Below are 24650 nucleotides of genomic sequence, written 5' to 3' on the forward strand. Positions count from 1 at the left end.
CGGGCGGCCGGCAACGCGGAGCGACCGGTGGCGCGCGGCAAGCGCGAACGCGAGGCCGCCGGCGCCCCGGCGCCGATACGACCCCGCACACCGCCGCCCGCCCGGCGCGGGCGTCACGTCGCGCGTACCGCGACGCCGGCCATGCCGCCGCGCTTCTCGATCGCCCGCGCGGACACGATCGACAGGAGTGCAGACAACATCACGTAAACCCCGACGAGCCACGGCGCGCCGCCGTTCGCACGCAGCAGCGCGGTCGCGACGATCGGCGTGAGGCCGCTCGCGAAGATGCCCGACACCTGGTAGACGAACGAAATGCCCGTGTAACGCACGTTCGCGTCGAACAGCTCGGCGAACAGCGCGGCCTCCGGCCCGTACGCCATCGCATAGAAGATCCCGAACGGAATCACCAGCGCGAGCCACACGGCGAGCAGGTTCGTCGACTGCGTCTGCAGCAGCCAGAACGCGGGCAGCACCGACAGCCCGCACAGCGTCGCGCCCCACCGGTACACGCGCGCACGGCCGAGCCGGTCCGACAGGCTGCCGAACACGGGGATGAACCCGCACATCACGACGGCCGCGCTCATCACGCCGAGCAGCGCGTCGCCGCGCGAGATCGACAGGTTACGCGTCATGTAGCCGATCGAGAACACCGCGAACACGTTGAAGAACACGCCGTCGATATAGCGCGCGCCCATCCCGAGCAGGATCGCCTGCCGGTAGTTGCCGAGCAGCTCGACCACCGGCAGCTTCGTGTCGCGCCGCTGACGCTTGAGCGCGACGAACTCGGGCGTGTCGGCCACGCGCGTGCGGATGTAGAAGCCGACCGCGACGAGCAGCAGCGACGCCGCGAACGCGACGCGCCAGCCCCATGCGAGGAACGCGGCGTCCGGCAGCGCGCGCGACAGCCCGGCGACGACGCCGGCCGCGAGACACAGCCCGATCGCGAGACCGATCTGCGGCAGGCTCGCATACAGTCCGCGCCGGTGCGGCGGCGCGTATTCGTATGCCATCAGCACCGCGCCGCCCCACTCGCCGCCGAGGCCGATCCCCTGCAGCACGCGCAGCGTCAGCAGCAGCACGGGCGCCCACATGCCGATCTGCGCGTAGGTCGGCAGGAACGCGACGCCGGCCGTCGACACGCCCATGATCAGCATCGTCAGGATCAGCGCCGACTTGCGCCCGACGCGGTCGCCGAGATGGCCGAACAGCAAGCCGCCGAGCGGCCGCGTGACGAAGCCGACCGCGAACGTCGCATACGCGAGCATGGTCGACACGAACGCGTCGCCGGACGGAAAGTACTGCTTGTCGAACACGATGCCGGCGACCACGCCGTACAGGAAAAAGTCGTACCACTCGACGGTCGCGCCGATCACGCTGGCCGCGGCCACGCGTCGGACGACCCGGGAATCGATTGCCATGCGAGCTTCTCCAGGTAAGGATGCGCCGCAACCTGCCCCGACGCCGTGCCGGCGGGGGCATCGATGAGCGCGCGGCGGCCGTCCGGGCGCAGGAGCACGGGCCGCGCGGGCGCTGCGCGCTACGCGAGCGCCTCGGCGGCCGGCGCGACGCTGCGGCCGCGATCGGCCTCGCGCGCGTCCTCCAGGATCATGTCGGACGCCTTCTCGGCGACCATCACGATCGGCACGTTGGTATTGCCCGATACGAGCGTCGGCATGATCGAGCAGTCGACCACGCGCAAGCCGCGCGTGCCATACACGCGCAGCCGCTCGTCGACGACCGCGAGCGGATCGCTCGCGACGCCCATTTTCGCGGTGCCGGACGGATGGAAGATCGTCTGTCCGTACTCGCGGCAGAACTCGAGCAGCTCGTCGTCCGTCTGCGCGTCCGCGCCGGGCCGCACCTCACGCTTCATCAGCGGCGCCATCGGCTCGGCGGCCGCGACACGGCGCGCGAAGCGCACGCCGGCCACCGTCGTGCGGCGGTCGCGCTCGGTGTCGAGATAGTTCGGCTGGATCGACGGCGCGTCGCGCGCATCGTCGGTCCGAATCCGTACGGTCCCGCGCGATTCGGGCCGCAACTGGCAGATCGAGTACGTGCAGCCGGGAAACGGATGCACACTGCCGCCCGCCGAGTCGGCCGACAGCGTCGAGAAATGGAACTGGATGTCGGGCGTCGCGGATTCGTCCGGCAACGCGCGGCAGAACATCCCGCCCTGGTTGATCCCGATCGCGAGCGGGCCGCCGCGGAACAGCGCCCATTGCAGCCCCATCTTCGCACGGCCGACCCACGAATGCAGCTCGTCGTTGGTCGTGATCGGCTTCGTCACCTCGTAGATCAGCCGTACCTGCAGATGATCCTGCAGGTTCTCGCCGACGCCCTTCCGATCGGCCACGACCGCAATCCCGTGCCGGTCCAGCAGCGCGGCGGGCCCGACGCCCGACACCTGCAGCAATTGCGGCGACTGCAGCGCGCCGGCCGCGAGGATCACCTCGCGCAGCGCGCGCACCTCGTGCACCTTGCCGTGCTGCACGTAGCGCACGCCGGACGCCTGCGCGCCGTCGAACAGCACCTTCAGCGCCTGCGCGTCGGTCTCGACGTGCAGGTTCGGCCGTCCGCGCGCGGGCTTCAGGTACGCGACCGCGGTCGAGCAGCGCAGGCCGTTGCGCGTCGTCAGCTGGTAGTAGCCGACTCCCTCCTGGTCGCCCGTGTTGAAGTCGTCGACCGTGCGCACGCCGAGCCGGTTCGACGCGGCGACGAACGCGTCGACGAGTTCGTGCCGCTGCCGGATCGCCGACGCCCACAGCGGGCCGCCGGTGCCGCGCGTCGGGCCTTCGCCGAGCGTGTTGTGTTCGAGCCGCCGGAAATACGGCAGACAGTCGCGCCAGCTCCAGCCGCGATTGCCGAGCGCGGCCCAGTGGTCGTAGTCCTGCTGCTGCCCGCGCACGTAGATCAGCCCGTTGATCGAGCTGCAGCCGCCGAGCGTGCGGCCGCGCGGCCAGTACAAGCGGCGGTTGTGCATGTTCGGATCGGGATCGGTATGAAAGCCCCAGTTGTACACCGGGTGGAACATCGTCTTGCCATAACCGATCGGCACGTGGATCCACATGTAGTTGTCGGCGGGGCCCGCCTCCAGCAGGCACACCGTATGGCGGCCGCCGTCGGACAGCCGGTTGGCGAGGACGCAACCGGCCGATCCTGCGCCGACCACGACATAGTCGAAGCTGCGTGTCATTCCGTGTCTCCGTTCCGGGGTATGCGAAAAATCCGGTATGTTTTGTCCAAATTTATTGAGCACACGGACCACGTACAAGCCGATTTATTGTCCACGCCGCGAATGTGGTACAAAAACCGTTCAATTCGTTTCATTTCTCTCGCACACACCATCCCGGGACGCACGCCGATCCCGACGGAGGAGACACATGCGCGACACCGCCCCCGCGCCGCCCGACGGCGCGCCCGCCGACGATGCGCGCGTGCTGCGCGCGCTCGCCGTGCTCGAAGCGCTGGCCGCGGCCGGACAGCCGTACACGCTGTCGCAGCTCGCCGCACGGCTGCACATCCCGAAGGCGACGCTGCTGCGCCTGATCGAATCGCTCGAAACGCGCGGCTACGTGATCCACATGCCCGACTCGCGCGGCCACGACCGCGGCATCGCGCTCGGCCCGCGCGCCGCGCAGTTCGCGCTCGCGGCGCTGTCGAACAACACGTTTACGCGCGGTTGCCGGTCGGTGCTGCGCACGCTCGTCGACGTGCTCGGCGAGACCTGCAACCTCACCGCGCTCGACGGCGACACGGTGCTGTACGTCGAACGCGTCGAGACCACCGAACCGCTGCGGCTCGAGATGCGGCCCGGCATGCGCGTGCCGCTGCATTGCACGGCGAGCGGCAAGCTGTTCCTGTCGCAGATGAATGCGCTGGAGCGCAACGCGCTGCTCGCGCGGCTCACGTTGCAGAAGATGACCTACCGGACGCTGACCGATGCGCAATTGCTCGCGGCCGAGCTCGACCGGCTGGCCGCGCGCGGCGTCGGCATCGACAACGAGGAATTCGTACGCGGAATGGTGGCCGTCGCGGTGCCGGTGAAGGATGCGGCGAGCGGTCGCGTGCTCGCGGCGCTCGCCGTGCATGCACCGACCGCGCGCGCGACGCTCAACGATCTGCTGGAGAACGTGCAGAAGATGCGCGACGCGGCCACGCGGCTCGCGCCGCTGCTGCATGCGACTGAAGGCGCGTCGCCCGGTTGACGCGGCCGCGCGCGCTCGTGCCTGCGTGCGGTCGCGCGCTCATGCGAGGTGGTAGCGCAGCCAGAAGGTTTCGCGGCATGCGTTGTCGAACGTCAGCCGCGACGGATTGATCGGCTGCGCATCGGGATGGCGCAGCACGTCGTAGTCGATCCAGCATTCGGCGCACAGCAGGTCGGACGGCGCGCGGTCCTGCTCGACCGAGCGGCGCACGATCGCGCCGTTGTCGAAACGGTATTCGGTTTCGTCGCGCGTGACCTCGACGTCGTCGTCGGTCCAGCGGTCGTGCGACGTGGCGTGCGACACGATCTGCACCGGGCCGGCGAGCCCGTGGATCGCGGCGACATAAGAGATGAGCTTGTCCATGGCGAGGCGGCGAACTGGCGGATGGCGCGCTTCGCGCCGCGCATGCGGCGCGAAGCGGCCCGAGCGGCGAGTATAGCCGCAGGCCGAAGACCTTGCGGCCGGCGGGGTTTCGCGCGCTACGCGTCCAGCGCGAGCAACGCGAACGTCGCGAGCCAGTGCTCGCCCATGTAATCGCCGGCCACGTGCGCGAGCGCGCTCGCGAGATGCCGGTCGGCCGCGTCGAGCAGCTTCGCGCGCCGCGCATCGCCTTCCGGCAGCGCGCCGGCCAGCGAACGCTGGCACCATGCACGGCTCAGGTTCAGCCCGTCGAGGTGTGCGATCTTGCCGTCGCTGCGATCGCTGACGGTCGCCGGCTCGAACAGCGTCGCCGGCTCGCCGCGCGCGAGGTCGGGCAAAAAGCGCGCGAACCAGTCGTCGAATTCGGCGGCCGGCAGCACGCGCCGCATCAGCTCGGCCTCCATCAGCGCGGGCGACAGGAATTCGTCGCCGGACGGCTCCCACGCCTGACACGCGACGTCGTTCAGGTGCCAGCGCTTCGCGGTATCGACGATCAGCGCCGCGAGCCCGTCGCGCTGCGTATCGCGCGCGAAATCGAGCGCGAGCGCCAGCGCGAACGCGGTGTTGAAGTGCGTGCCGACGCGCAGCGGATAAGTCGCCTTCGGCAAAAATGTCTCGAAGCGCGACACGAACAGATCGGCCAGCGGCGCCATCGTCTTCGCCCAGCGCGCGGCCTGCGGCAACACGCCCTTCAGCGCGAGCCGCTCGAGCTGCGCGGATAGCGCGAGCAGCCACGCCCAGCCGTACGGCCGCTCGAAGCCGCTGTTGTGCGGCAGCGCGAGATACGCGCGCTCGCCGGCGACGTTCGCGTCGGTGAAATGCGCGTCGACGATCGCGACGATGCGCTCGGCCTCCGGCAATGCCGGGTAGCGTTCGAGCACGCGCAGCACGAGCCAGTAGCCGTGCACGCACGAATGCCAGTCGTAGCTGCCGTAGAAGATCGGGTGCAATGCGCGCGGGCCCTGCACGTCGTGCGGCCCTTCGAGCGCATGCGTGAGCTTGTTCGGATATTCGCGGGTCAGGTGCGCGAGCGCGAGCGACGCGAATTTCGAAGCGAGTTCGGGGGTGAGTCGGTCGGTCATGAGCATCTCTCGTCCATCGAATCAGAAGCGGAATACGAACGCGTACATCAGCAGCGTGTTCACGGCCAGCAGCAGCACGGCCGTCGGCCACTGCGCCTTGATCACGCCGTTCTTGTCCTTCAGTTCGAGCAGCGCCGCGGGCACGATGTTGAAGTTCGCGGCCATCGGCGTCATCAGCGTACCGCAGAAGCCGCTCAGCATCCCGATCGCGCCCATGATCGCCGGATTGCCGTGGAACTGGTGGACGATCAGCGGCAGGCCGATGCCGGCCGTCATCACCGGAAACGCGGCGAAGCCGTTGCCCATGATCATCGTGAAGAGCGCCATGCCGACCGTATAGGCCGCGACCACCGCGAACGGCGAATCGATCGGCACCCACTCCTTCACGAGCCCCGACACCACGCCGCCGACACCCGCCACCGCGAACAATGCGCCGAGCGCCGCGAGCATCTGCGGCAGGATCGCGGCCCAGCCGACCGCATCCATCGTGTGGCGCGCTTCCTTCAGCGCATGCACGGGCGAATCGCGCAGCATCGCGAGCGCGACGACGAACGCGACGATCGTGCCGAGCACGAGCGAGATCAGCGTCACGCTCTTCGACTCGACGAACGGCACGCTCTTCAACGCGAACGTGCCGATCAGCGTGACGACCGGAATCAGCAGCGCGGGCAGGAACAGCCGGTTGCCGAAGCGCTGCGCGAGCGTCTCGCGCCGCACGGCCGCCGCTTCGCCGGCCTCGTCGGACTGGCCGCGGCCCAGCTTGCCGGAGCCGGCGATCACCGCGAGCGCGATCGCGAGGCAGCCCGTCACGACATGCGGCAGCAGCGCGCCGAACAGGAATGTGACCGCGTAGATCGCCCAGAACGCGAAATTGACGACGCGCCGCGGGTTCGTGCGGTCCGTCAGGTTGAAATACGCGAACGCGGCGAACATCAGCCCCGCGAGCGTGTACAGCGATTCGAGGCCGATCATCGCGCGCCCTCCTGCTTCACCAGGCCGAAGCCGCGCGCGAGCCGGCGGTCGAGCAGCGCGAGGCGCGTGCAATGGATCAGCAGCGCGGCGATCGCGGTCGGGATCGCCCACACCGACAGGTGCAGCGGCTCGATGGAGAGGCCGTTCTGTTCGAGAAAGCCCTTGATCAGCAGGATCGACTGGATCGCGATGAAGATGTCCTCGCCGAAGAACACGGCGACGTTGTCGGCGCCCGACGCATGCGCGCGGATCTGCTGGCGCACCGACTCGGGCAGCTCGCCGTGCCGGCTGACCGCGGCGGCCTCGGCCATCGGCGCGATCAGCGGCCGCACCATCTGCGCGTGGCCGCCGAGCGACGTGAGGCCGAGCGCGGCCGTCGCCTGGCGCAGCACGAAGTACAGCATCAGCACGCGGCCCGTGGTGGCCGCCTGCACCCGCGAGATCATCCGCTTCGCCTGCTCCTTGAGCCCGTTGCGCTCGAGCAGCGCGATCACCGGCAGCGTGAGCCAGATCAGCCCCATGTAGCGGTTCTCGGTGAACGCCTTGCCGAACGCGCTGACGATGTCGACGAGATTCAGCCCGCCCGCCAGCCCCGTCGCGAGCCCCGCGATCGTGACCACCAGCAGCGCATTGAAGCGCAGCGCGAAGCCGATCACGACGATCGGCACTCCAATCAGCACCAGCATTTCCCCTCCTTGTGTCTGGACGTGCGGCACGTCGGCCACGCGCGGCCGGCCCGGTTTGCATCGGGCTCGGACGGCGAAATCTAACACGAGACTTTATCGATAAAAAGTCGACAATTTGCCGGTTCGGGTAAACGTTGAAGCCGACGGACACCGTGCCCGCGCCGTGTGTCGGCCACATTTCATCGGACGAATCGGGCGGGCCGGCCGGCGCGCGTGGCGCGGGCCCGGGACGCCGACTACACTGAAAAGCAACGGCAACGTACGGGAGAGCCGCCATGATTGACGTATTCCAGACCATCGGCAGCCGCGCGTTCTCCGCCCATCTGGCGAAGGACGGGATGGTGACGCTGATGGAGCAACGCCAGGAAGTCGACCGCGTGACGCTCGCGACCGCCTATGCCGCGCTCGTCGAGGAAGCCGAGCAGGAAGACGACCTGCTCGACGCGACGGTCGAAGGGATGATGCGCGCGCTGATCCAGGGCTACGCGCGCAGCCATTGACGACGCGGCGGCGCGTCCAGCGTGCCGCCGGCGACCCGGTCGCGACCGCTACGCGGCCGGCGTGCCCGCGCCCATGCCGAACCACCGGCCCTCGCGCAGTTGCCGGTAGTCGGCCTGCGTGAAGATTTGCAGCAGATTCGCCACCGCGCCGTGGCTGGCGCGATCGCGCTCCGTCATGAAGGCTTCGACCTCGTCGCGGCCGGCAAACAGGATCGTGCCGAAATAACGCGCGCGTTCCGCGTCGGAGAGGTTTGTCGCGCTCAACTGGTACGGATGGTGAAGCGCCGCGAACAGGAAGTAGTAGCGCTCGGCATCGTCGCGCAGCACGCGCACCGCATCGGGTTCGACCGGAAAATCGCGGTAGAACGACGCGTGTCCGCTCTCGATGTAGATCCGGTACAGCAAACGGCCGTCCTGCTCGATCACGATCGGCGCATGCGGGTCGCGGCGGACGAGTACGGTATGGGGCGCGGTCATCCGGCTCCCTCCTTTCTTTTTTGTCGATGCCGACACGGTAACATGCGGACTTTCACGGCCGGTCCGGGCAGGATCGACCGGCCCGCTTGCGGGCAATGCCGCACGGCCATAGAGGAAACGCACTGAAACGGCATCATGCGCACATTTTTCGATTGCCGCCGCTCGCGCCGCATGACAGCATTCGGGCGTCGCCAACCGAAAAGAATGCCGCGCCGTCCGGCCGCCGATGCCGCCCGGCAGCGCCGAACAGGCTACGCCCTTCCATGAACCCGGCCCACCTCCAACACTACGAACCGACCGGAGAATTCCGCTTGTGAACATCGGCATCGTCAACGACCTCCCGCTTGCCGTCGAGGCGATGCGCCGCGCGATCGCGCGACGGCCCGAGCACCGCGTGCTGTGGGTCGCGACCGACGGCGCGCAGGCCGTCGAACTGTGCGCCGCGCAGCCGCCCGACATCGTGCTGATGGACCTGATCATGCCGAAATTCGACGGGATCGAAGCGACGCGGCGGATCATGCGCTCCGAACGACCATGCGCGATCCTGATCGTGACGAGCTGCATCGGCGCGAACGCGTGGCGCGTGTTCGAGGCGATGGGCGCCGGCGCGCTCGACGCGGTCGACACGCCGCGGCTCGGCGACGGCGCGGCCGGCGACACGACGAAGCTGCTGCTCGCGAAGATCGACCAGATCGGCCGCCTGCTCGACGCGCCGGGCGGCCCGCGCATCGCCGGCACGGCCGCGCGCAACGGCGGCGGCCCGCTGGTCGCGATCGGCGCATCGGCCGGCGGCCCCGGCGCGCTCGCGTCGATCCTCGGTAGCCTGCCCGCCGATTTCAATGCGCCGATCGTGATCGTGCAGCACGTCGATCGCGCGTTCGCCGAAGGCATGGCGCAATGGCTCGACGGCCAGACCCGGCTCGCCGTGCGCGTCGCCCGCGAAGGCGATCGACCGCAGCCGGGCGTCGCGCTGCTCGCCGCGACCGACGATCACCTGCGCATCACGCGCGCCGGCACGCTCGAATACACGCGGGAGCCGGCCGCCACGCCGTATCGTCCGTCGGTCGACGTGTTCTTCAACAGCCTGACCGAGCACTGGCCCGGCCGCGTGATCGGCGTGCTGCTGACGGGGATGGGCCGCGACGGCGCGATCGGCCTGAAGGCGCTGCGGATGAAGGGCTACCATACGATCGCGCAGGACGAGGCGACCAGCGCGGTATACGGGATGCCGAAGGCGGCCGCGACGCTCGGCGCGGCGCGTGCGATCCTGCCGCTCGGGCGCATCGCGGGCGAACTGGCGGCGCTCGCACGGATCTGAGCCCGACGATGACCGTCCGCAACACCCATGCCCGCCCTTGCAACGACCGCAACAACCCGCATCGACCATGACGATTGACCTGACTCGCCCGCCCGGCGGCCCGACCGCGTCGCCCGCCGACGTGCCGGCGATGGTGCTGCTGGTCGACGACCAGACGATCGTCGCGGAAGCCGTGCGGCGCGCGCTCGTCGACGAGGAAGGCATCGACTTCCACTACTGCCCGCGCTCGGACGACGCGATGGCCACCGCGATCGAGACGCGCCCGACCGTGATCCTGCAGGACCTCGTGATGCCGGGCACCGACGGGCTGAGCCTCGTCAAGGCGTACCGCGCGAATCCGGCGACGCGCGACGTGCCGATCATCGTGCTGTCGACGCAGGAGGAACCGGTGATCAAGAGCGCCGCGTTCGCGTCCGGCGCGAACGACTACCTGGTCAAGCTGCCCGATCGCATCGAGCTCGTCGCGCGCATCCGCTACCACTCGCGCTCGTACCTGAACCTGCTGCAGCGCGACGAAGCCTATCGCGCGCTGCGGCAGTCGCAGCAGCAACTGCTCGAGGCCAATCTCGAACTGCGGCGCCTCACGCATTCCGACGGCCTGACCGGACTGTCGAACCGGCGCTATCTCGACGAATACCTGGCCGCCGAGTGGCGGCGCGGCACGCGCGAGCGCAGCGAGCTGTCGCTGCTGATGATCGACGTCGACAACTTCAAGCTGTACAACGACACGTACGGTCACGTGTCGGGCGACAGCGTGCTCAAGCAGATCGCGTCGACGATCGAGCGCTGCCTCGGGCAGTCGGGCGATCTCGCGGCGCGCTTCGGCGGCGAGGAATTCGCGGTCGTGATGCCGGCCACGTCGCCGGGCGCCGCGCGGCTGCTCGGCGAGAAGATCCGGCTCGCGGTCGAGGCGCTGCGGCTGCGGCACGCGCATTCGTCGACCGGCAACCACACCGTGACGATCAGCATCGGCGGCGCGAGCATCGTGCCCGCGCCCGGCCTGCCGACGACCCTGCTGATCGAGGCGGCCGACCGCGCGCTCTATCGCGCGAAGCACGAAGGCAAGAACCGGGTCGAGATCGATCGGTCGTCGACGCCGCCGGGCAGCGGCGGGTTCGACGCGCACTGACGCGTACTGACGCACACCAACGGGTACGACCGGCGCGCGCGCCGCGCTCAGGCCGCGCCGAGCCGGCGCGCGTAGTCGCTCGCCTCCAGCGGGCGGCTGAACAGATAGCCCTGCTGCATGTCGCAGCCGATCTGCTGCAGGAACCACGACTGCGCCTGCGTCTCGACGCCTTCGGCCGTGACCTTCATCCCGAGCGAATGCGCCATCGCGACGACCGCCTGCGTGATCGCGACCGAGTCGTGATGATCGGGCACGCCCGACACGAACGAGCGGTCGACCTTCAGGTTGTGCAGCGGAAAGCGCTTCAGGTACGCGAGCGACGAATAGCCGGTGCCGAAATCGTCGACCGAAATCCGCACGTTCATGTCCGTGAGCGCTTCGAGCATCGGCAGCACTGTGTCCGTGTCGTTCATCAGCACGCCTTCGGTGATTTCCAGTTCGAGCGCGGACGGGTCGAGCCGCGTTTGCGCGAGACAGCGGCCGACCGATTCGACGAGCCCTTCGTGAAACTGCCGCGGCGACAGGTTGACGGCCAGCATCAGGTCCGGCGCGATCGTGCGGCGCCACTCGGCCGCCTGCCGGCACGCGGTTTCGAGCACCCACTGGCCGATCGCGACGATCAGCCCCGTGTCTTCCGCGACCGGAATGAACTCGGCCGGCGACATCGGCCCGAGCTCGGGGCTCGTCCAGCGCAGCAGCGCCTCGGCGCCGACCGTGCGGCCGCTGCGCGCATCGACGACGGGCTGATACGCGAGCCGCAGCATGTCCGACGCGAGTGCGCGCCGCAGCGACTGCTCGATCGCGAAGCGGCGCTGCAGCCGCAGGTTGAGCTGCGCGGTGAAGAACGTGAAGTGGTTGCGGCCGCGCTGCTTCGCGTCGTACATCGCCGAATCGGCGTTGCGCATCAGCGTCACGGCATCGTCGCCGTCGCGCGGCGCGACGCTGATGCCGATCGATACGCCGAGCCAGTATTCGTTGTTCGCGATCGCGAACGGCTTCGCGATCGCGTCGATGACCTCGCGGGCGAGCACCGCGAGACGCTCGGGATCGTCGCAGTCGTCGACGAGAATCACGAACTCGTCGCCGCCGACCCGCGTGAGCGCGTAGCGGCCCGCGCAGGCCGAGAGCCGCGCCGCGACGCTGCGCAGCAGCGCATCGCCCGCGTCGTGGCCGGCCGTGTCGTTGACCTTCTTGAAGCCGACCAGATCGATGAACAGGATCGCGACGCGCGCGGGCCCGGTCGCCGCATCGTGCACGCCGAACAGCTCGCGCATGCGATCGCCGAGCCAGCGGCGGTTGTAGAGGCCCGTCAGCGCATCGCGGGTCGCCATGTAGCGCAGCTGCTGCTGTGCTTCGCGCACGGGGCCGATGTCGTTGAACGACACGAGCACCGAGTCGGCCCGCGTCTCGCCCGGCCGCACGATCGGCACCGCGTTGCCGCGCACCCAGATGATGTCGCCGTCCGCGAGACCGAAGCCGACCGTGTAGTCGAGCATCGGCGTGGCCGTCTCGAGCGCACGCCGGCTCGGCCAGTCGCGCGGCTCGATCGGCGTGCCGTCCTCGCGCAGCTTGCGCAGGATCACCGTCGACAGCCGGCGGCCGACGAGTTCGCCCTTCACGCGCATCATCCGGTTCGCGCTCGGATTGCTCGCGATCACGACGCCCTCGCGCGATATGACGAGGATGCCCTCGCTCAGGCTGTTGACGACGAGCCGGTGATGCTCCTCGCTGTGCGCGAGCTGTCGCGCGATCCGGTCCTGGTGCACCGCGAGTCCGACGCTGTTGCCGATATCGCGCAACAGCGCGGTTTCGTCGTCGCTCGGCCGGCACGGCCAGTGGTGATAGACGGCGAATGCGCCGAGCACGATGCCCGCATCGTCGAGGAACGGCACCGACCAGCACGCGCGCAGGCCCAGCGGCAACGCGATGGCGCGGTAGTCGGCCCACAGCGGATCGGTTTCGATGTCCTCGACGGCGACCATCCGGCGCTCGTACATCGCGGTGCCGCACGAGCCGGCCGCGGGCCCGATCGTCGCGCCGTCGATCGCCGCGCTGTACTGCGCGGGCAGCGACGGCGCCGCGCCGACGCGCACGTGCACGCCGTCCGTATCGAGCAGCAGGATCGTGCACGACGCGCCGTCGCCGAGCAAAGTCTCGGCACGCCGGCAAACTTCGACCAACAGTTCCGGCAGCGGCGTGTTGCGCGTGATCAGTCTCAGTACGCTCTGCTCGGATGCGAGCACTTCCGCGGCGAGCCCGATGCTGTAGCGAGAACTTTGCGGTTCGGTATTCAAGATGAATCCTGCCGTCTGTCCGACCGGGTCTGATGCGCCCGATTCGTTATCGATATTTCGTGCCTTTTCGTGCCCTGTCCCGCCCCGGGTTTACGCCGATGCCCGGTGCGCCCCGTTTGCGCGCCGAGCCAGGGCGCGCCGAAATGTATTTAACACCAATCCGTGACAGCCGGCGTGCCTGCTTGCATCAGGGGATACGCTCGGTTGCCGCGCGGCTCGCACCGGCGGCGACCGGTTCGCCGACCGGTTGCTGCAGCGCACGAAGGCCGCGCGCGCCTTCTCCGACAACGATCCGTCAGAATGTGTCCGCACCCTGCCCCGCTGCCGGCCGGTCGTCCGCGCCGGGATGCGCGCCCGTCACCGCCTTCAGCGCGTCGATCGCGGCGGCGACCGATGCGCTCGCGGGCGCCGCATACAGCGCGCCGACCGTCTCCGGCATCGTCGACAGCTTCAGCGGCAGCCGGCCGACGCGCTCGCCGGCCCGCGCGGCGAGGTCGAACGCGCGGGCCGATTGCACGAACAGGCACGGCGACTGGCCGGCGACCGCGAGATTGGTCTGCCACGACACCGACTCCATCAGCACGGCCGGCGGCGCCAGGCCCGCCTTAGCGAACTCGGCGTCGAGCGCCGTGCGCGCGGGCGAACCCGACGGCGGCGCGATCCACGGAAACGCGGCCGCGTCGCGCCAGCCGATCCGTGCGCGCCCGAGCAACGGATGGCGCGGCCCGCACACGACGATCATGTCGTCGCGGTACAGCGGCGCGACGGCGAGCCCCGCGCTCAACGCCGACGCGTCGAGCCGGCACACGAGCAGGTCGAGCTCGTGGCGCTGCGCCTGCGCGAGCATCCGGTCGAGCGTGTCTTCCCGCACGTTGAGCTGCACGGGGCGGCCGGCTTCCCGCAGCCACGCGAGCGCGCCCGGAATCAGTTGCGGCGCCATGTTCGGCAGCAGGCCGATCGACACCGGGCGGCCTGCGCCGGTGCGCAACGCGTCGAACGCGGGCGCGACGCCGCGCATGTCGGTCAGCACGCGGCCGATGCATTCGAGCAGCGCATCGCCGTACGCCGTCGGCGCGACCCGCCGCGACGTACGCTCGAACAGCGGCAGCCCGAGCGACTCTTCGAGCTCGCGCAGCCACTTCGACAGCGCCGGCTGCGTGATCGACGCGGCCTCGGACGTGCGCGCGAAGCTGCGCGTGCGGCCGAGCGTGTCGAGCGTTTCCATGTCGCGCACGCGCAGCCGGCGCAGCGCCTGCGCGATGCGCCGCTCGTGGGCCGGCGCGCCGGGCGGCGCGAGCAGGTCCGGTCGCGTGCGGCCGGCCGAGCCGTGGGGGTCGAGGGTCACGGGCGTCTCCGTCATTCATGTTCGGCAGGTTATCGATCGACCCTGATCTTTCATCGATCGATACGCGATCCTGCCGCATAGTCGTCGGCATGAAAACCCCCGGCACGAGCCGGCATGACAGGAGACAGCCGACGTGAAAGACGATCAGGACACCCCCGCCACCGAACCCACCGCGCGACGCCAGTTCCTCAAGCTGGCCGGTGCGGCCGTCGCGTCGGCCGGCTTCGGCGCCGATGCGCTGGCCACGAACCCGGCTGCCGGCACCGGAACGGTCGCCGCCGTCGATCCGGCGCCGGCCTTGCGCGGCGCCACCACCGCGCCTGCCGCGCCGCCCGCCGGCTACAACATCCTGTTCATCCTGACCGACCAGGAACGCCATTTCGACCGCTGGCCGTTCCCCGTGCCCGGCCGCGAAGCGCTGCGCCGCGACGGCATCACCTTCATGCACCACCAGATCGCCGCATGCGTGTGCTCGCCGTCGCGTTCGACGGTCTACACGGGCCAGCACATCCAGCACACCGGCGTGCTCGACAACGCGGGCCTGCCCTGGCAAAAGGACATGTCGCCGGACATTCGCACGGTCGGCCACATGCTGCGCGACGCCGGCTACTACGCCGCGTATCTCGGCAAGTGGCACCTGAGCGCGTCGATGCACGAAACCGCGAGCCCGTACACGGCGCCCGTGGCCGACTACAACCGCACGATCCGCGCGTACGGCTTCGACGACTATTTCGGCGTGGGCGACCTGATCGGCATGGTTCGCGGCGGCTACCAGTACGACGGGCTCACGGCGGAGGCCGCGGTGAGCTGGATGCGCAACCATGCGCCGCGCCTCGCGCAGGACGGCAAGCCGTGGTTCCTCGCGGTGAATCTCGTGAACCCGCACGACGCGATGTTCGTGAACACCGACACGCACGGCTCGACGGTGCAGGACGCCAACCACCCGATGCTCGGCAACGCGCCGCCGCCGAACGATGCGCTGTATCGCACGTCATGGCGCGACGTGCCGCTCGCCGCGTCCCGGCGGCAGCCGTACGACGAGCCCGGGCGGCCGCCCGCGCACGGCATGTTCAACGCCGCGCATGCGAATCTCGTCGGACGCTACCCGTTCACCGACGAACGCGTACGCCTCTATCAGGACAACTACTTCAACTGCATCCGCGATTGCGACACGCACGTCGTACGCCTGCTGCAGACGCTGCAATCGCTCGGCCTCGACGAACGCACGATCGTCGTGATGACGGCCGACCACGGCGACCACGTCGGCGCGCACCAGCTCGTCGGCAAGGGCGCGGCGGCCTACCAGCCGCAGAATCACGTGCCGCTCGTGATCCGCCATCCCGCGTATCCGGGCGGCATGCAGTGCGATGCGCTGACGTCGCACATCGACATCGCGCCGACGCTGCTCGGACTCACCGGCCTCGACGATGCGCGGCTCGCGACGATCCGCGGCAGCGCGCTGAAGGGGCACGACCTCACGCGCTGGCTCGCGAAACCGGCGGACGCGCAACGGCACGCGGCGCGCGACGCGACGCTGTTCAACTACGCGATGCTGCTGTACTACGACAGCGAATGGATGCTGAAGGAACTCGGCACGCTGCGGCAGAAAGGCGTGCCGGAGGACGAACTGCTGCGCCGCGCGCTCGCGCAGCAGCCGGATTTCCGGTTGCGCGGCACGATCCGCAGCGTGTTCGACGGCCGCTACCGCTTCACGCGCTATTTCTCGCCGCTCGAATTCAACCGGCCCACGACGCTCGACGCGCTGTTCGCGCGCAACGACGTCGAGCTGTTCGACGTCGCGAGCGACCCGGGCGAGATGCGCAATCTCGCGATCGACCGCAAGCGGCACGGCGAGCTGCTGCTCGCGATGAACGGCCGCCTGAACGACCTGATCGACAGCGAGGTCGGCGACGACAGCCCGGACGTGATGCCGATCCGCGACGGGAAGGTCCAGGTGCAGATCCGCAAGTGGCACTGACCACCTGAACGCACGGGAGCGCGGGCGGCGCCGCGCCGCGCGCCGCCCGTCAATCCTTCCGGATGTGCTCGGCCAGGAAGTCGATCAGCAGCCGCACGCGCGGCAGCAACCCGCGCCGCGACGGAAACACCGCGTGCACCACGCCGCCCTTCGGCGCCCAGCCGGGCAGCACGTCGATCAGCGTGCCATCGCGCAGGTCGTCCTCGACGACCATGCACGGCAGTTGCACGATGCCGACGCCATGAATCGCCGCATCGCGCAACGCGTGCATGTCGTCGGTCACGAAGCGCGGGTGATGGCGCAACTGCGCGTGCTCGCCGTTCGGCCCGACCAGTTGCCAGACGTGATGCCGCGCCGGCCCCCAGTCGAGGCTCGGCGCGCCGATCAGCCCGGCCGGGTCCGACGGTGCGGCGCGCCCGTCCAGCCAGTGCGGCGCCGCCACCAGCCGCTGCGGGCTGTCGGCCAGCACACGCATCACGAGATCGCTGTCCTCCAGCGGCGGGAAGCGCACGCGCAGCGCCAGGTCGAAGCCTTCGCTCAACAGGTCGACGCGGCGATTCGTCGCCTCGAGGTGCACGTGCACCTGCGGATGAATCGCCATGAAACGGGCAACGAGTGCGCTCACGCGGTATTCGAGCAAGGCGGTCGGGCAGCTCACGCGCACGATGCCGCGCGGCTCCGCGTGCCGGCGCTCGATCACCTCGCGCGCGGCGTCGGCTTCGACCAGCACGGCGAGACAGCGCTCGTAGAATTCGCGCCCGGTTTCCGTGACCGTGAAATGGCGCGTCGTGCGCTGCAGCAGCCGCACGTCGTACTGCGCTTCCAGCGCCGCGATGCGCCGGCTCAGCGTCGATTTCGGCACGTCCAGCGCGCGCCCGGCCTGCGTGAAGCCGCCGTGTTCGACCACCTTCACGAAATAGTAGAGGTCGTTCAGGTCATCCATGATTGTTCCACCCATAGAACACTGACGGCATTTTAAGGGACTGGAACACCCGTTATTGCACGCTTAGCATCGTGTTTCGACGTGGATCGGTGTCGTCGAGGCAAGCGGGATTTTTTCAGCCGGCTGCCTCGCTCGTCCGCACGATTCACTAAGCTTGGAGCAAGCGCCTGCCGTGCAACCGGCGTCGGACGTTTGCGACGGCGCGAGCGTGCAGCCGCGGCGAGTGTCCCGACACCGCGGCCGCCGACCCGGACCCTCGGGATTTCCCTCACTTCCTGCTCTGTCTCTGGAGGCAACCATGGCAAGCGAACCGATTCGCGACCCCGCGAACGACCACCTGCTCACCCCGCAGAACGCCGCGTTCATCGTCATCGATTACCAGCCGGTCCAGGTGAACTCGATCGCGTCGATGGATCGCCAACTGCTGATCAACAACATCGTCGGCGCATCGAAGGCGGCGGTTGCGTACGACCTCCCGATCGTCCACTCGACCGTCAACGTGAAGACCGGGCTGAACAAGCCGCCGATCCCGCAACTGCGCGCGGCGCTCGAAGGCTATCCGACCTACGACCGCACGAGCATCAACTCGTGGGAGGACGTCGAGTTCCGTCAGGCCGTCGAGGCGACCGGCCGCAAGAAGCTGATCATGACCGCGCTGTGGACCGAAGCGTGCCTGACGTTCCCGGCGCTCGACGCGCTGAAGGCCGGCTACGAGGTGTACGTGGTCGTCGACGCGGTCGGCGGCACGTCGGTCGCCGCGCACGAAGCCGCGCTGCGCCGCATCGAGCAGGCCGGCGGCCAGATGATCAGCGTCGCGCAGCTGTTCTGCGAATTGCAGCGCGACTGGGCGCGCAGCGCCACCGTGCCCGCGTTCATGAACCTGTTCATCGAAACCGGCGGCACGGCCGGCATCCAGTTCTCGTACGACAAGAGCTGACCGGCCCGGCGCGCACGGCGGCCGGTGCCGTCCGGCCGCCGCGCGCCGGCCCCCGTGCGACCGGCGCGCGAGCCCCGCACCGCGGCCTTCCGGGCCGCGTTGTCGTATCCGTGATTCAATGTCGATCGAACCGGCGCCGCGCCATCCGGCGGCACGGCGATGTGAACCCTCATCGAACGACCTTCACTGGATCACCATGACGAACCCTACCGAAATCAAGGCGCTCGTTTTCGATGTCTTCGGAACGATCGTCGACTGGAGAAGCGGTGTCGCACGCGGTGCCGCCGCCTTCCTGGACCGCCACGCGCCGACGCTCGATCCCTTCGCGTTCGCCGATGCGTGGCGCGCCGAGTATTCGCCGTCGATGGAAGAAATCCGCAGCGGGCGCCGCCGCTACGTGCGGCTCGACGTGCTGCATCGCGAGAACCTCGTGCGCACGCTCGACCGCCTCGGGATCGACGACGTGCCCGATGCCGACATCGACGCGCTCAATCTCGCCTGGCACCGGCTCGATCCGTGGCCCGATGCCGTTGCCGGGCTGCACCGGCTGAAGCAGCGCTACATCATCGCGCCGCTGTCGAACGGCAACATCCGGCTGATGGTCGACGTCGCGAAACACGGCGGGCTGCCGTGGGACGCGATTCTCGGCGCCGAGGTTGCCCGCGCGTACAAGCCGTCGCCGGCGGTCTATACCGAAGCGGTCGAGATTCTCGGCCTCGCACCGGCCGAGCTGTGCCTGGTGGCCGCGCACAACGGCGATCTTGCCGCCGCGCGCGGGCTCGGGCTGTCGACCGCGTTCGTGCTGCGGCCGACCGAGCACGGGCCCGGCCAGACGACCGACCTGCGAGCCGACGATGCGTGGGATTTCGACGTCAGGGATCTGAACGAGCTCGCGGATCGGCTCGGTTGCCCGGGTTGAAGGCCGGGGTCGGTGCGCGTCGCAGCGCACGACGGGCCGCGAGGCGGCGCCGGCGGAACGGCGCATCGAGGCGAAACAGCAGCGGCCGCGTGTCGTCCATCCGCGCATGCAGGAAATGCGGCCACACGTGCTCGGGCCGGCAATCGAACGTCCACCGCGAACGAATTTCCACGACCGTCTCCTCGCGGCTGTCGGTGCGGACATGATGGCACAGGCGTGCCGCGCCTCCGCTACTTCACCACCGCCCGCCACGCGGTGCGCGCATAGACGAGCAACAAGGGCAGCAGCGCCAGCGCGAACAGCATGCTCAGCGCGAGCACCCACACCGGCCATTGCTGCGGATTCCCGTGCGCCCAGTAGCGGTACGGCACGCTCAGGAATGCCATTTCCATCAGCAGCGCACCGAGCGGCACGAGCCCGTTCAGCACTGCCGCCATGCCGAAGCGGGCCGCGCCGTCGATCTTCTTCCCGGCCCCGTACGCCGCGATCAGGTAGACGAAATAGCCGATGATCGCGACCACCACCGCGCCGCCCGCCAGCAGGCCGATACTGCGCACGCTGCGCTCGTGCAACTGTTGCGCGCCCGGCGGCAACACGACATCGACCTTCTCGCCGAGATCGGGCACGGCGCCCGAGCGAATGTTGCCCGGTAGCGTGATGCGTTCGCCATCCGGCATCACGGCTTCCAGAATCGACGTGTACTTGATGCACCGGTACGACGAGGTTCGCCCCGAACTGTCGCGGCGCTCGCAGGTGTCCCATTCGGACCGGTAGGACACGACGGTCGCTTCGTATGTCGGCGACACCGTCAGCACGTAGAGCTCGTCGCCGATCCAGTACGCGAACGGGAACAACAGCGACACCAGGCAAAAACACACGAGCCACCAGAACGCGACCGCGCCGCCCGAGCCGCGCTTGCCGCCCGTCTGGCGGCGCACCATGCGCGACGCGAGCCAGTAAGCGACCACGCCGAATACCACCACGCACACCACGAAAACCTTGCCCGCATGCGTCAAAGCCATCTGCCTTTCCCCCGATAGCCGGTCGAGGCGCCGCCGGCCGTTTTGTCATCCAGATCGATCGTCGCGTCGCCGTCGCGACATCCCCGTCGACCGCTATTCCTGCTCGCCGACGAATCGCAGCGTCCCCGATTCTCCCGACAGCAACGCGCGGTTCGCATCGGCCGCCGCGCGCAGGTAATCCCACAGCGCGGTCACGCGCCGCAGCTTGCGCAGATCCTCGCGGCACGTCAGCCAGAAACACCGCGTGACGACCACGTCGTTCGGCAGCACCGGCACCAGCGCCGGCTGCGTGGCCGCCATGAAACACGGCAGGATCGCCAGGCCGCCGCCCTGCAGCGCCGCGAAAACCTGCGCGATCACGCTAGTCGTGCGCAAGCCGGCCGTCGCGCCGGGCACCGCGCGGTCGAGGTACAGCAGTTCGTTGCTGAACGCGAGATCGTCGACGTAGCTGATGAACGCGTGCTGCGCGAGATCGTCCGTACAGGTGATCGGCGCATGGTTCGCCAGATAGTCGCGGGTCGCATAGAGCCGCAACTGGTAGTCGCACAACTTCGTGACCACGTAAGGCCCGCGTTCGGGCCGCTCGAGCGTGATCGCGAGATCGGCCTCGCGTTTCGGCAGGTTGACGAAGTGCGGCACCGGCAGCAGGTCGACCGTCACGTGCGGATGCGCGGCGCGGAACCGCGCGAGCTGCGGCGCGAGGAAAAAGCAGCCGAACCCTTCGGTCGACCCGATCCGCACGTGGCCCGACAGCGCCTCGCCGGTGTTCGCGACCTGGTCGCACGCGGACTGCACGGTCGTCTCCATCGCATCCGCATACGCGACGAGCCGCTGCCCTTCCGCCGTCAGCGTGAAGCCGCCGGAGCGCGACTTGTCGAACAGCAGCGTGCCCATCGCGGCCTCGAGCGCGCGGATGCGCCGTGCGACGGTCGTGTAGTCGACGCCGAGCCGCTTCGCGGCGCCGCTCGCGCGCTGCGTGCGCGCAACCTCGAGGAAAAAGCGCAGGTCGTCCCAGTTCAGGTTGCCGGAAACCGGCTCGGTGGCATGTCGCATCGGCGAAGGAAAAAGGCGGGCGTCTCCGGGCCGGCCGTCGATATGCATAAATGCACATCCAACCGGTTTCTTTATCGGTACATCATGAATCTGCGCATAACTATACTCGACCGTGACCTGCGGACCATGAACCGCGGCACCACCACGGAGACACCATGCAAACGCGATCCACCCTCGATGAGCATGCGACCATCGCGACGCCGGCGCCCGAGCGCACCGCGAAGCACTACCTGCTGGCCGGCTGGGCCAGCATGGCCGGCACCACGATCGAGTGGTACGACTTCTTCCTCTACGGCACGGCCGCCGCGCTCGTGTTCAACCGCATCTTCTTCCCGTCGCTGGACCCGGTCGTCGGCACGCTCGCCGCATTCGGCACGTTCGCGGTCGGCTTCATCGGGCGGCCGATGGGCGGCATCGTGTTCGGCCACTTCGGCGACCGCATCGGGCGCAAGTCGATGCTGATGATCACGCTGCTGCTGATGGGCGTGCCGAGCATGATCATCGGGCTGATCCCGTCGTACGACAGCATCGGCTACTGGGCCGCCGCGCTCTTGATCGCGATGCGTTTCCTGCAGGGCATGGCGGTGGGCGGCGAATGGGGCGGCGCGGTGCTGATGGCCGTCGAGCACGCGCCGAAGGGCCGCAAGGGGCTGTTCGGCAGCCTGCCGCAGACGGGCGTCGGGCTCGGGTTGATCCTGTCGTCGGTGGCGATGGCCGCGGTGGCCGCGCTGCCGGAAGCCGACATGCTGTCGTGGGGCTGGCGCGTGCCGTTCCTCGCGAGCATCGCGCTCGTCGGCCTCGGCTGGTTCATCCGCGCGAAGGTGCCGGAATCGCCCGACTTCGAGAAGGTCCGCAAGCAGGGCAAGGCCGAGAAATCGCCGGTGACGGCCGCGCTGCGCCGCCATCCGCGCGAGGTGCTGACGATCGTCGGCGCGCGCGCCGCCGAGAACACCTGGTTCTACATGGTCGTCACGTTCGCGCTCGCTTACGCGACGCAGCAACTGCATCTGCCGAAGGCCGAGATGCTGCACGCGATCACGGCCGGCGCGGCGCTGTCGCTCGTCACGATGCCGCTGTGCGGGCATCTGAGCGACCGCATCGGCCAGCGCCGGATGTTCGCGATCGGCCTCGTGCTGATGTGCGCGTTCGCCGCGCCGTTCTTCATGATGCTCGGCACGCAGCAGACGTCGACCGCATGGTGGGCGATCGTGCTCGGCCTCGGCGTCGTGTTCCCGATCCTCTATGCGCCGGAATCGCTGCTGTTCGCGCAGCAGTTCCCGGCGGAAATCCGCTACAGCGGCATCTCGCTGTCCGTGCAGCTTGCCGGCGTGATTGGCGGCGGCTTCGCGCCGATGATCGCGACGTCGCTGCTCAAGGCCGGCGGCGGCCAGCCGCACTACGTGATCGCGTACCTCGTCGGCTTCGGCGTGTTCGCGCTCATGTGCACCGCGTTGATGCGACCGGCGCGCGCGTAGCGCACCGCCCGCCTTCATTCGATTTCAGTTCGACCTGCCGTCCGCCGTCGCCGCACGCGCGGCGGACGCAGGCCACCCTTTTGCTTCGCACCACCGTTTCCCGGAGAGAGTTCCATGAACGCCGCAGTTCCCCAGACCACCCTCGCCCTGCCCACCGCCAAGCTGCTGATCGACGGCGCGTTCGTCGATTCGCGCAGCGCCGAATGGGGCGACATCGTCAACCCCGCGACGCAGGAAGTCATCGGCCGCGTGCCGTACGCGACGCTCGACGAGGTCGATGCCGCGATCGCCTCCGCGCAGCGCGCGTTCCAGACCTGGAAGACGACGCCGATCGGCGCGCGGCTGCGCATCATGCTGAAGTTCCAGGATCTCGTGCGCCGCAATCTCGAACGCATCGCGCACACGCTGACGGCCGAGCAAGGCAAGACGCTGCCCGACGCGCAGGGCGACATCTTCCGCGGCCTCGAGGTGGTCGAGCACGCGTGCTCGATCGGCACGCTGCAGCAAGGCGAATTCGCGGAGAACGTCGCGGGCGGCGTCGATACCTACACGCTGCGCCAGCCCATCGGCGTCTGCGCGGGCATCACGCCGTTCAATTTCCCCGGGATGATTCCGCTGTGGATGTTCCCGATGGCGATCGTGTGCGGCAACACGTTCGTGCTGAAGCCGTCCGAGCAGGACCCGCTGTCGACGATGCAGCTCGTCGAACTCGCGATCGAGGCCGGCGTGCCGCCAGGCGTGCTGAACGTTGTGCACGGCGGCAAGACGGTGGTCGACCGCCTGTGCACGCACCCGGACATCAAGGCGATCTCGTTCGTCGGCTCGACGCGCGTCGGCACGCACGTGTACAACCTCGGCAGCCAGCACGGCAAGCGCGTGCAGTCGATGATGGGCGCGAAGAACCACGCGGTCGTGCTGCCCGATGCGCATCGCGAGCAGTCGATCAACGCACTCGTCGGCGCGGGCTTCGGCGCGGCCGGCCAGCGCTGCATGGCGACGTCGGTCGTCGTGCTGGTCGGCCAGGCGCGCGACTGGCTGCCCGATCTCGTCGAAAAGGCGAAGGCGTTGAAGGTCAATGCGGGCGCGGAAGCCGGCACCGACGTCGGCCCGGTCGTGTCGAAGGCGGCGAAGGCGCGCATCCTGTCGCTGATCGACGCCGGCGTGAAGGAAGGCGCGACGCTGCTGCTCGACGGCCGCGACGTGAAGGTGCCCGGCTACGAGCACGGCAACTTCGTCGGCCCGACGATCTTCTCCGGCGTGACGACCGACATGTCGATCTACCAGGAAGAAATCTTCGGGCCGGTGGTGGTCGTGCTGGAAGCCGACACGCTCGACGACGCGATCGCGCTCGTCAACCGCAACCCGATGGGCAACGGCGTGGGCCTGTTCACGCAGAGCGGCGCGGCCGCGCGCAAGTTCCAGAGCGAGATCGACATCGGCCAGGTCGGCATCAACATCCCGATTCCGGTGCCGGTGCCCTACTTCAGTTTCACCGGTTCGCGCGGCTCGAAGCTCGGCGATCTCGGCCCGTACGGCAAGCAGGTCGTGCAGTTCTACACGCAGACCAAGACGGTCACCGCGCGCTGGTTCGACGACGACGCGACGGCCGGCGGCGTGAACACGACGATCGCGCTGCGCTGATGCCGAGCACGAGGAGCCTGCACATGGAAATCGCATTCATCGGACTCGGCAACATGGGCGGCCCGATGGCCGCCAACCTGCTCAAGGCCGGCCACGCGCTGACGGTGTTCGACCTCGACGCGCACGCGGTCGACGCCGCGGTGCGCGCCGGCGCGACGGCGGCCGGCTCGCCGCGCGAAGCGGCGGCGCGCGGCGCGGTCGTGATCACGATGCTGCCGGCCGCGCAGCACGTGCGCGCCGTCTACCTCGGCGAC

The 24650-nt window shown here is 69.1% G+C and carries 22 protein-coding genes; 10 read left to right on the forward strand and 12 right to left on the reverse strand.

Going from position 1 to position 24650, the window contains the following annotated elements:
* Positions 1-113: 113 nt before the first annotated feature.
* On the reverse strand, positions 114-1418 hold the full coding sequence (locus MMB92_RS32250; RefSeq protein ID WP_077190724.1) for an MFS transporter: 1305 nt from the start codon (positions 1416-1418) through the stop codon (positions 114-116).
* Between the two features lie 119 nt (positions 1419-1537).
* Entirely contained in the window at positions 1538-3193 is a 1656-nt protein-coding gene (locus MMB92_RS32255; protein WP_006491311.1) for a choline dehydrogenase, read from the reverse strand.
* Between the two features lie 187 nt (positions 3194-3380).
* Between MMB92_RS32255 and MMB92_RS32260 the strand changes: the two genes are divergently transcribed.
* Positions 3381-4205, forward strand: a complete 825-nt coding sequence (locus MMB92_RS32260; protein WP_006495186.1) for an IclR family transcriptional regulator — start codon at positions 3381-3383, stop codon at positions 4203-4205.
* 39 nt (positions 4206-4244) lie between these two features.
* On the opposite strand, the gene MMB92_RS32265 is transcribed toward MMB92_RS32260, so the two are convergent.
* The 4 genes from MMB92_RS32265 to MMB92_RS32280 all read right to left on the reverse strand — a co-directional run bounded on the left by MMB92_RS32265 (position 4245) and on the right by MMB92_RS32280 (position 7365).
* The gene (locus MMB92_RS32265; RefSeq protein WP_006495187.1) at positions 4245-4568 is read right to left on the reverse strand and encodes a hypothetical protein; all 324 of its coding nucleotides are present in this window, start codon (positions 4566-4568) and stop codon (positions 4245-4247) included.
* 116 nt (positions 4569-4684) lie between these two features.
* Positions 4685-5707 carry a DUF2891 domain-containing protein gene (locus MMB92_RS32270; RefSeq protein WP_277563184.1) on the reverse strand — a complete coding sequence of 341 codons (1023 nt, stop codon included), beginning with the start codon at positions 5705-5707 and terminating at the stop codon, positions 4685-4687.
* Positions 5708-5728: 21 nt separating this feature from the next.
* A complete protein-coding gene (locus MMB92_RS32275; RefSeq protein ID WP_006491307.1) occupies positions 5729-6679 on the reverse strand; it encodes a DUF979 domain-containing protein in 951 nt (316 codons plus the stop codon).
* The gene (locus tag MMB92_RS32280) at positions 6676-7365 is read right to left on the reverse strand and encodes a DUF969 domain-containing protein (RefSeq protein WP_006491314.1); all 690 of its coding nucleotides are present in this window, start codon (positions 7363-7365) and stop codon (positions 6676-6678) included. Before MMB92_RS32280 ends, MMB92_RS32275 begins: the two co-directional genes overlap by 4 nt.
* 275 nt (positions 7366-7640) lie before the next feature.
* Here MMB92_RS32280 and MMB92_RS32285 point away from each other — a divergent pair, with 275 nt between their 5' ends.
* On the forward strand, positions 7641-7865 hold the full coding sequence (locus MMB92_RS32285; RefSeq protein ID WP_006491315.1) for a hypothetical protein: 225 nt from the start codon (positions 7641-7643) through the stop codon (positions 7863-7865).
* Positions 7866-7913: 48 nt separating this feature from the next.
* Here MMB92_RS32285 and MMB92_RS32290 read toward each other — a convergent pair whose 3' ends face one another.
* Positions 7914-8342 carry a hypothetical protein gene (locus MMB92_RS32290; protein WP_043204843.1) on the reverse strand — a complete coding sequence of 143 codons (429 nt, stop codon included), beginning with the start codon at positions 8340-8342 and terminating at the stop codon, positions 7914-7916.
* Positions 8343-8655: 313 nt separating this feature from the next.
* Between MMB92_RS32290 and MMB92_RS32295 the strand changes: the two genes are divergently transcribed.
* Both MMB92_RS32295 and MMB92_RS32300 read left to right on the forward strand, forming a co-directional pair.
* Positions 8656-9660, forward strand: a complete 1005-nt coding sequence (locus MMB92_RS32295; protein WP_006495190.1) for a chemotaxis response regulator protein-glutamate methylesterase — start codon at positions 8656-8658, stop codon at positions 9658-9660.
* Between the two features lie 67 nt (positions 9661-9727).
* Entirely contained in the window at positions 9728-10789 is a 1062-nt protein-coding gene (locus MMB92_RS32300; RefSeq protein ID WP_012493253.1) for a diguanylate cyclase, read from the forward strand.
* Positions 10790-10836: 47 nt separating this feature from the next.
* Here the strand turns inward: MMB92_RS32300 and MMB92_RS32305 are convergent, their stop codons facing one another.
* Together MMB92_RS32305 and MMB92_RS32310 are read right to left on the reverse strand one after the other, a co-directional pair.
* On the reverse strand, positions 10837-13083 hold the full coding sequence (locus tag MMB92_RS32305; RefSeq protein WP_124632865.1) for an EAL domain-containing protein: 2247 nt from the start codon (positions 13081-13083) through the stop codon (positions 10837-10839).
* Positions 13084-13378: 295 nt separating this feature from the next.
* Positions 13379-14428, reverse strand: a complete 1050-nt coding sequence (locus MMB92_RS32310; RefSeq protein WP_080331202.1) for a LysR substrate-binding domain-containing protein — start codon at positions 14426-14428, stop codon at positions 13379-13381.
* A 133-nt stretch (positions 14429-14561) separates the two neighbouring features.
* Between MMB92_RS32310 and MMB92_RS32315 the strand changes: the two genes are divergently transcribed.
* Positions 14562-16406: a sulfatase-like hydrolase/transferase gene (locus MMB92_RS32315; protein WP_277563185.1), complete on the forward strand. Its 1845-nt coding sequence runs from the start codon at positions 14562-14564 to the stop codon at positions 16404-16406.
* 49 nt (positions 16407-16455) lie between these two features.
* Here MMB92_RS32315 and MMB92_RS32320 read toward each other — a convergent pair whose 3' ends face one another.
* Complete coding sequence (locus MMB92_RS32320; RefSeq protein WP_006483763.1) at positions 16456-17349, reverse strand: LysR substrate-binding domain-containing protein; 894 nt, start codon at positions 17347-17349, stop codon at positions 16456-16458.
* 298 nt (positions 17350-17647) lie between these two features.
* On the opposite strand from MMB92_RS32320, the gene MMB92_RS32325 reads away from it, so the two are divergent.
* Both MMB92_RS32325 and MMB92_RS32330 read left to right on the forward strand, forming a co-directional pair.
* On the forward strand, positions 17648-18286 hold the full coding sequence (locus MMB92_RS32325) for a hydrolase (RefSeq protein ID WP_006483761.1): 639 nt from the start codon (positions 17648-17650) through the stop codon (positions 18284-18286).
* A 196-nt stretch (positions 18287-18482) separates the two neighbouring features.
* Positions 18483-19205, forward strand: a complete 723-nt coding sequence (locus tag MMB92_RS32330; RefSeq protein WP_080323732.1) for a haloacid dehalogenase type II — start codon at positions 18483-18485, stop codon at positions 19203-19205.
* A gap of 230 nt (positions 19206-19435) precedes the next feature.
* Here MMB92_RS32330 and MMB92_RS32335 read toward each other — a convergent pair whose 3' ends face one another.
* Both MMB92_RS32335 and MMB92_RS32340 read right to left on the reverse strand, forming a co-directional pair.
* Positions 19436-20227 carry a hypothetical protein gene (locus MMB92_RS32335; RefSeq protein WP_012493252.1) on the reverse strand — a complete coding sequence of 264 codons (792 nt, stop codon included), beginning with the start codon at positions 20225-20227 and terminating at the stop codon, positions 19436-19438.
* A 93-nt stretch (positions 20228-20320) separates the two neighbouring features.
* Complete coding sequence (locus MMB92_RS32340; protein WP_012493251.1) at positions 20321-21280, reverse strand: LysR family transcriptional regulator; 960 nt, start codon at positions 21278-21280, stop codon at positions 20321-20323.
* 155 nt (positions 21281-21435) lie between these two features.
* Between MMB92_RS32340 and MMB92_RS32345 the strand changes: the two genes are divergently transcribed.
* The 3 genes from MMB92_RS32345 to MMB92_RS32355 form a co-directional block, all read left to right on the forward strand.
* Positions 21436-22755 (forward strand): MFS transporter, encoded by a 1320-nt coding sequence (locus tag MMB92_RS32345; RefSeq protein ID WP_006485292.1) that lies wholly within the window; start codon positions 21436-21438, stop codon positions 22753-22755.
* Between the two features lie 114 nt (positions 22756-22869).
* Positions 22870-24396: a CoA-acylating methylmalonate-semialdehyde dehydrogenase gene (locus tag MMB92_RS32350; protein ID WP_058902948.1), complete on the forward strand. Its 1527-nt coding sequence runs from the start codon at positions 22870-22872 to the stop codon at positions 24394-24396.
* Between the two features lie 23 nt (positions 24397-24419).
* Positions 24420-24650, forward strand: a 231-nt coding sequence (locus MMB92_RS32355) for an NAD(P)-binding domain-containing protein (RefSeq protein ID WP_277563186.1), incomplete at its 3' end; no start/stop codon positions are given.

The organism is Burkholderia sp. IO2, assembly GCF_029522185.1.
Lineage (GTDB): Bacteria > Pseudomonadota > Gammaproteobacteria > Burkholderiales > Burkholderiaceae > Burkholderia > Burkholderia cenocepacia.

Bases quoted from the DNA above. Each gene is read 5' to 3' on its own strand.
- MMB92_RS32250 (WP_077190724.1), bottom strand. From the start codon at position 1,418: ATGGCAATCGATTCCCGGGTCGTCCGACGCGTGGCCGCGGCCAGCGTG.
- MMB92_RS32255 (WP_006491311.1), bottom strand. From the start codon at position 3,193: ATGACACGCAGCTTCGACTATGTCGTGGTCGGCGCAGGATCGGCCGGT.
- MMB92_RS32260 (WP_006495186.1), top strand. From the start codon at position 3,381: ATGCGCGACACCGCCCCCGCGCCGCCCGACGGCGCGCCCGCCGACGAT.
- MMB92_RS32265 (WP_006495187.1), bottom strand. From the start codon at position 4,568: ATGGACAAGCTCATCTCTTATGTCGCCGCGATCCACGGGCTCGCCGGC.
- MMB92_RS32270 (WP_277563184.1), bottom strand. From the start codon at position 5,707: ATGACCGACCGACTCACCCCCGAACTCGCTTCGAAATTCGCGTCGCTC.
- MMB92_RS32275 (WP_006491307.1), bottom strand. From the start codon at position 6,679: ATGATCGGCCTCGAATCGCTGTACACGCTCGCGGGGCTGATGTTCGCC.
- MMB92_RS32280 (WP_006491314.1), bottom strand. From the start codon at position 7,365: ATGCTGGTGCTGATTGGAGTGCCGATCGTCGTGATCGGCTTCGCGCTG.
- MMB92_RS32285 (WP_006491315.1), top strand. From the start codon at position 7,641: ATGATTGACGTATTCCAGACCATCGGCAGCCGCGCGTTCTCCGCCCAT.
- MMB92_RS32290 (WP_043204843.1), bottom strand. From the start codon at position 8,342: ATGACCGCGCCCCATACCGTACTCGTCCGCCGCGACCCGCATGCGCCG.
- MMB92_RS32300 (WP_012493253.1), top strand. From the start codon at position 9,728: ATGACGATTGACCTGACTCGCCCGCCCGGCGGCCCGACCGCGTCGCCC.
- MMB92_RS32320 (WP_006483763.1), bottom strand. From the start codon at position 17,349: ATGGATGACCTGAACGACCTCTACTATTTCGTGAAGGTGGTCGAACAC.
- MMB92_RS32325 (WP_006483761.1), top strand. From the start codon at position 17,648: ATGGCAAGCGAACCGATTCGCGACCCCGCGAACGACCACCTGCTCACC.
- MMB92_RS32330 (WP_080323732.1), top strand. From the start codon at position 18,483: ATGACGAACCCTACCGAAATCAAGGCGCTCGTTTTCGATGTCTTCGGA.
- MMB92_RS32335 (WP_012493252.1), bottom strand. From the start codon at position 20,227: ATGGCTTTGACGCATGCGGGCAAGGTTTTCGTGGTGTGCGTGGTGGTA.
- MMB92_RS32340 (WP_012493251.1), bottom strand. From the start codon at position 21,280: ATGCGACATGCCACCGAGCCGGTTTCCGGCAACCTGAACTGGGACGAC.
- MMB92_RS32345 (WP_006485292.1), top strand. From the start codon at position 21,436: ATGCAAACGCGATCCACCCTCGATGAGCATGCGACCATCGCGACGCCG.
- MMB92_RS32350 (WP_058902948.1), top strand. From the start codon at position 22,870: ATGAACGCCGCAGTTCCCCAGACCACCCTCGCCCTGCCCACCGCCAAG.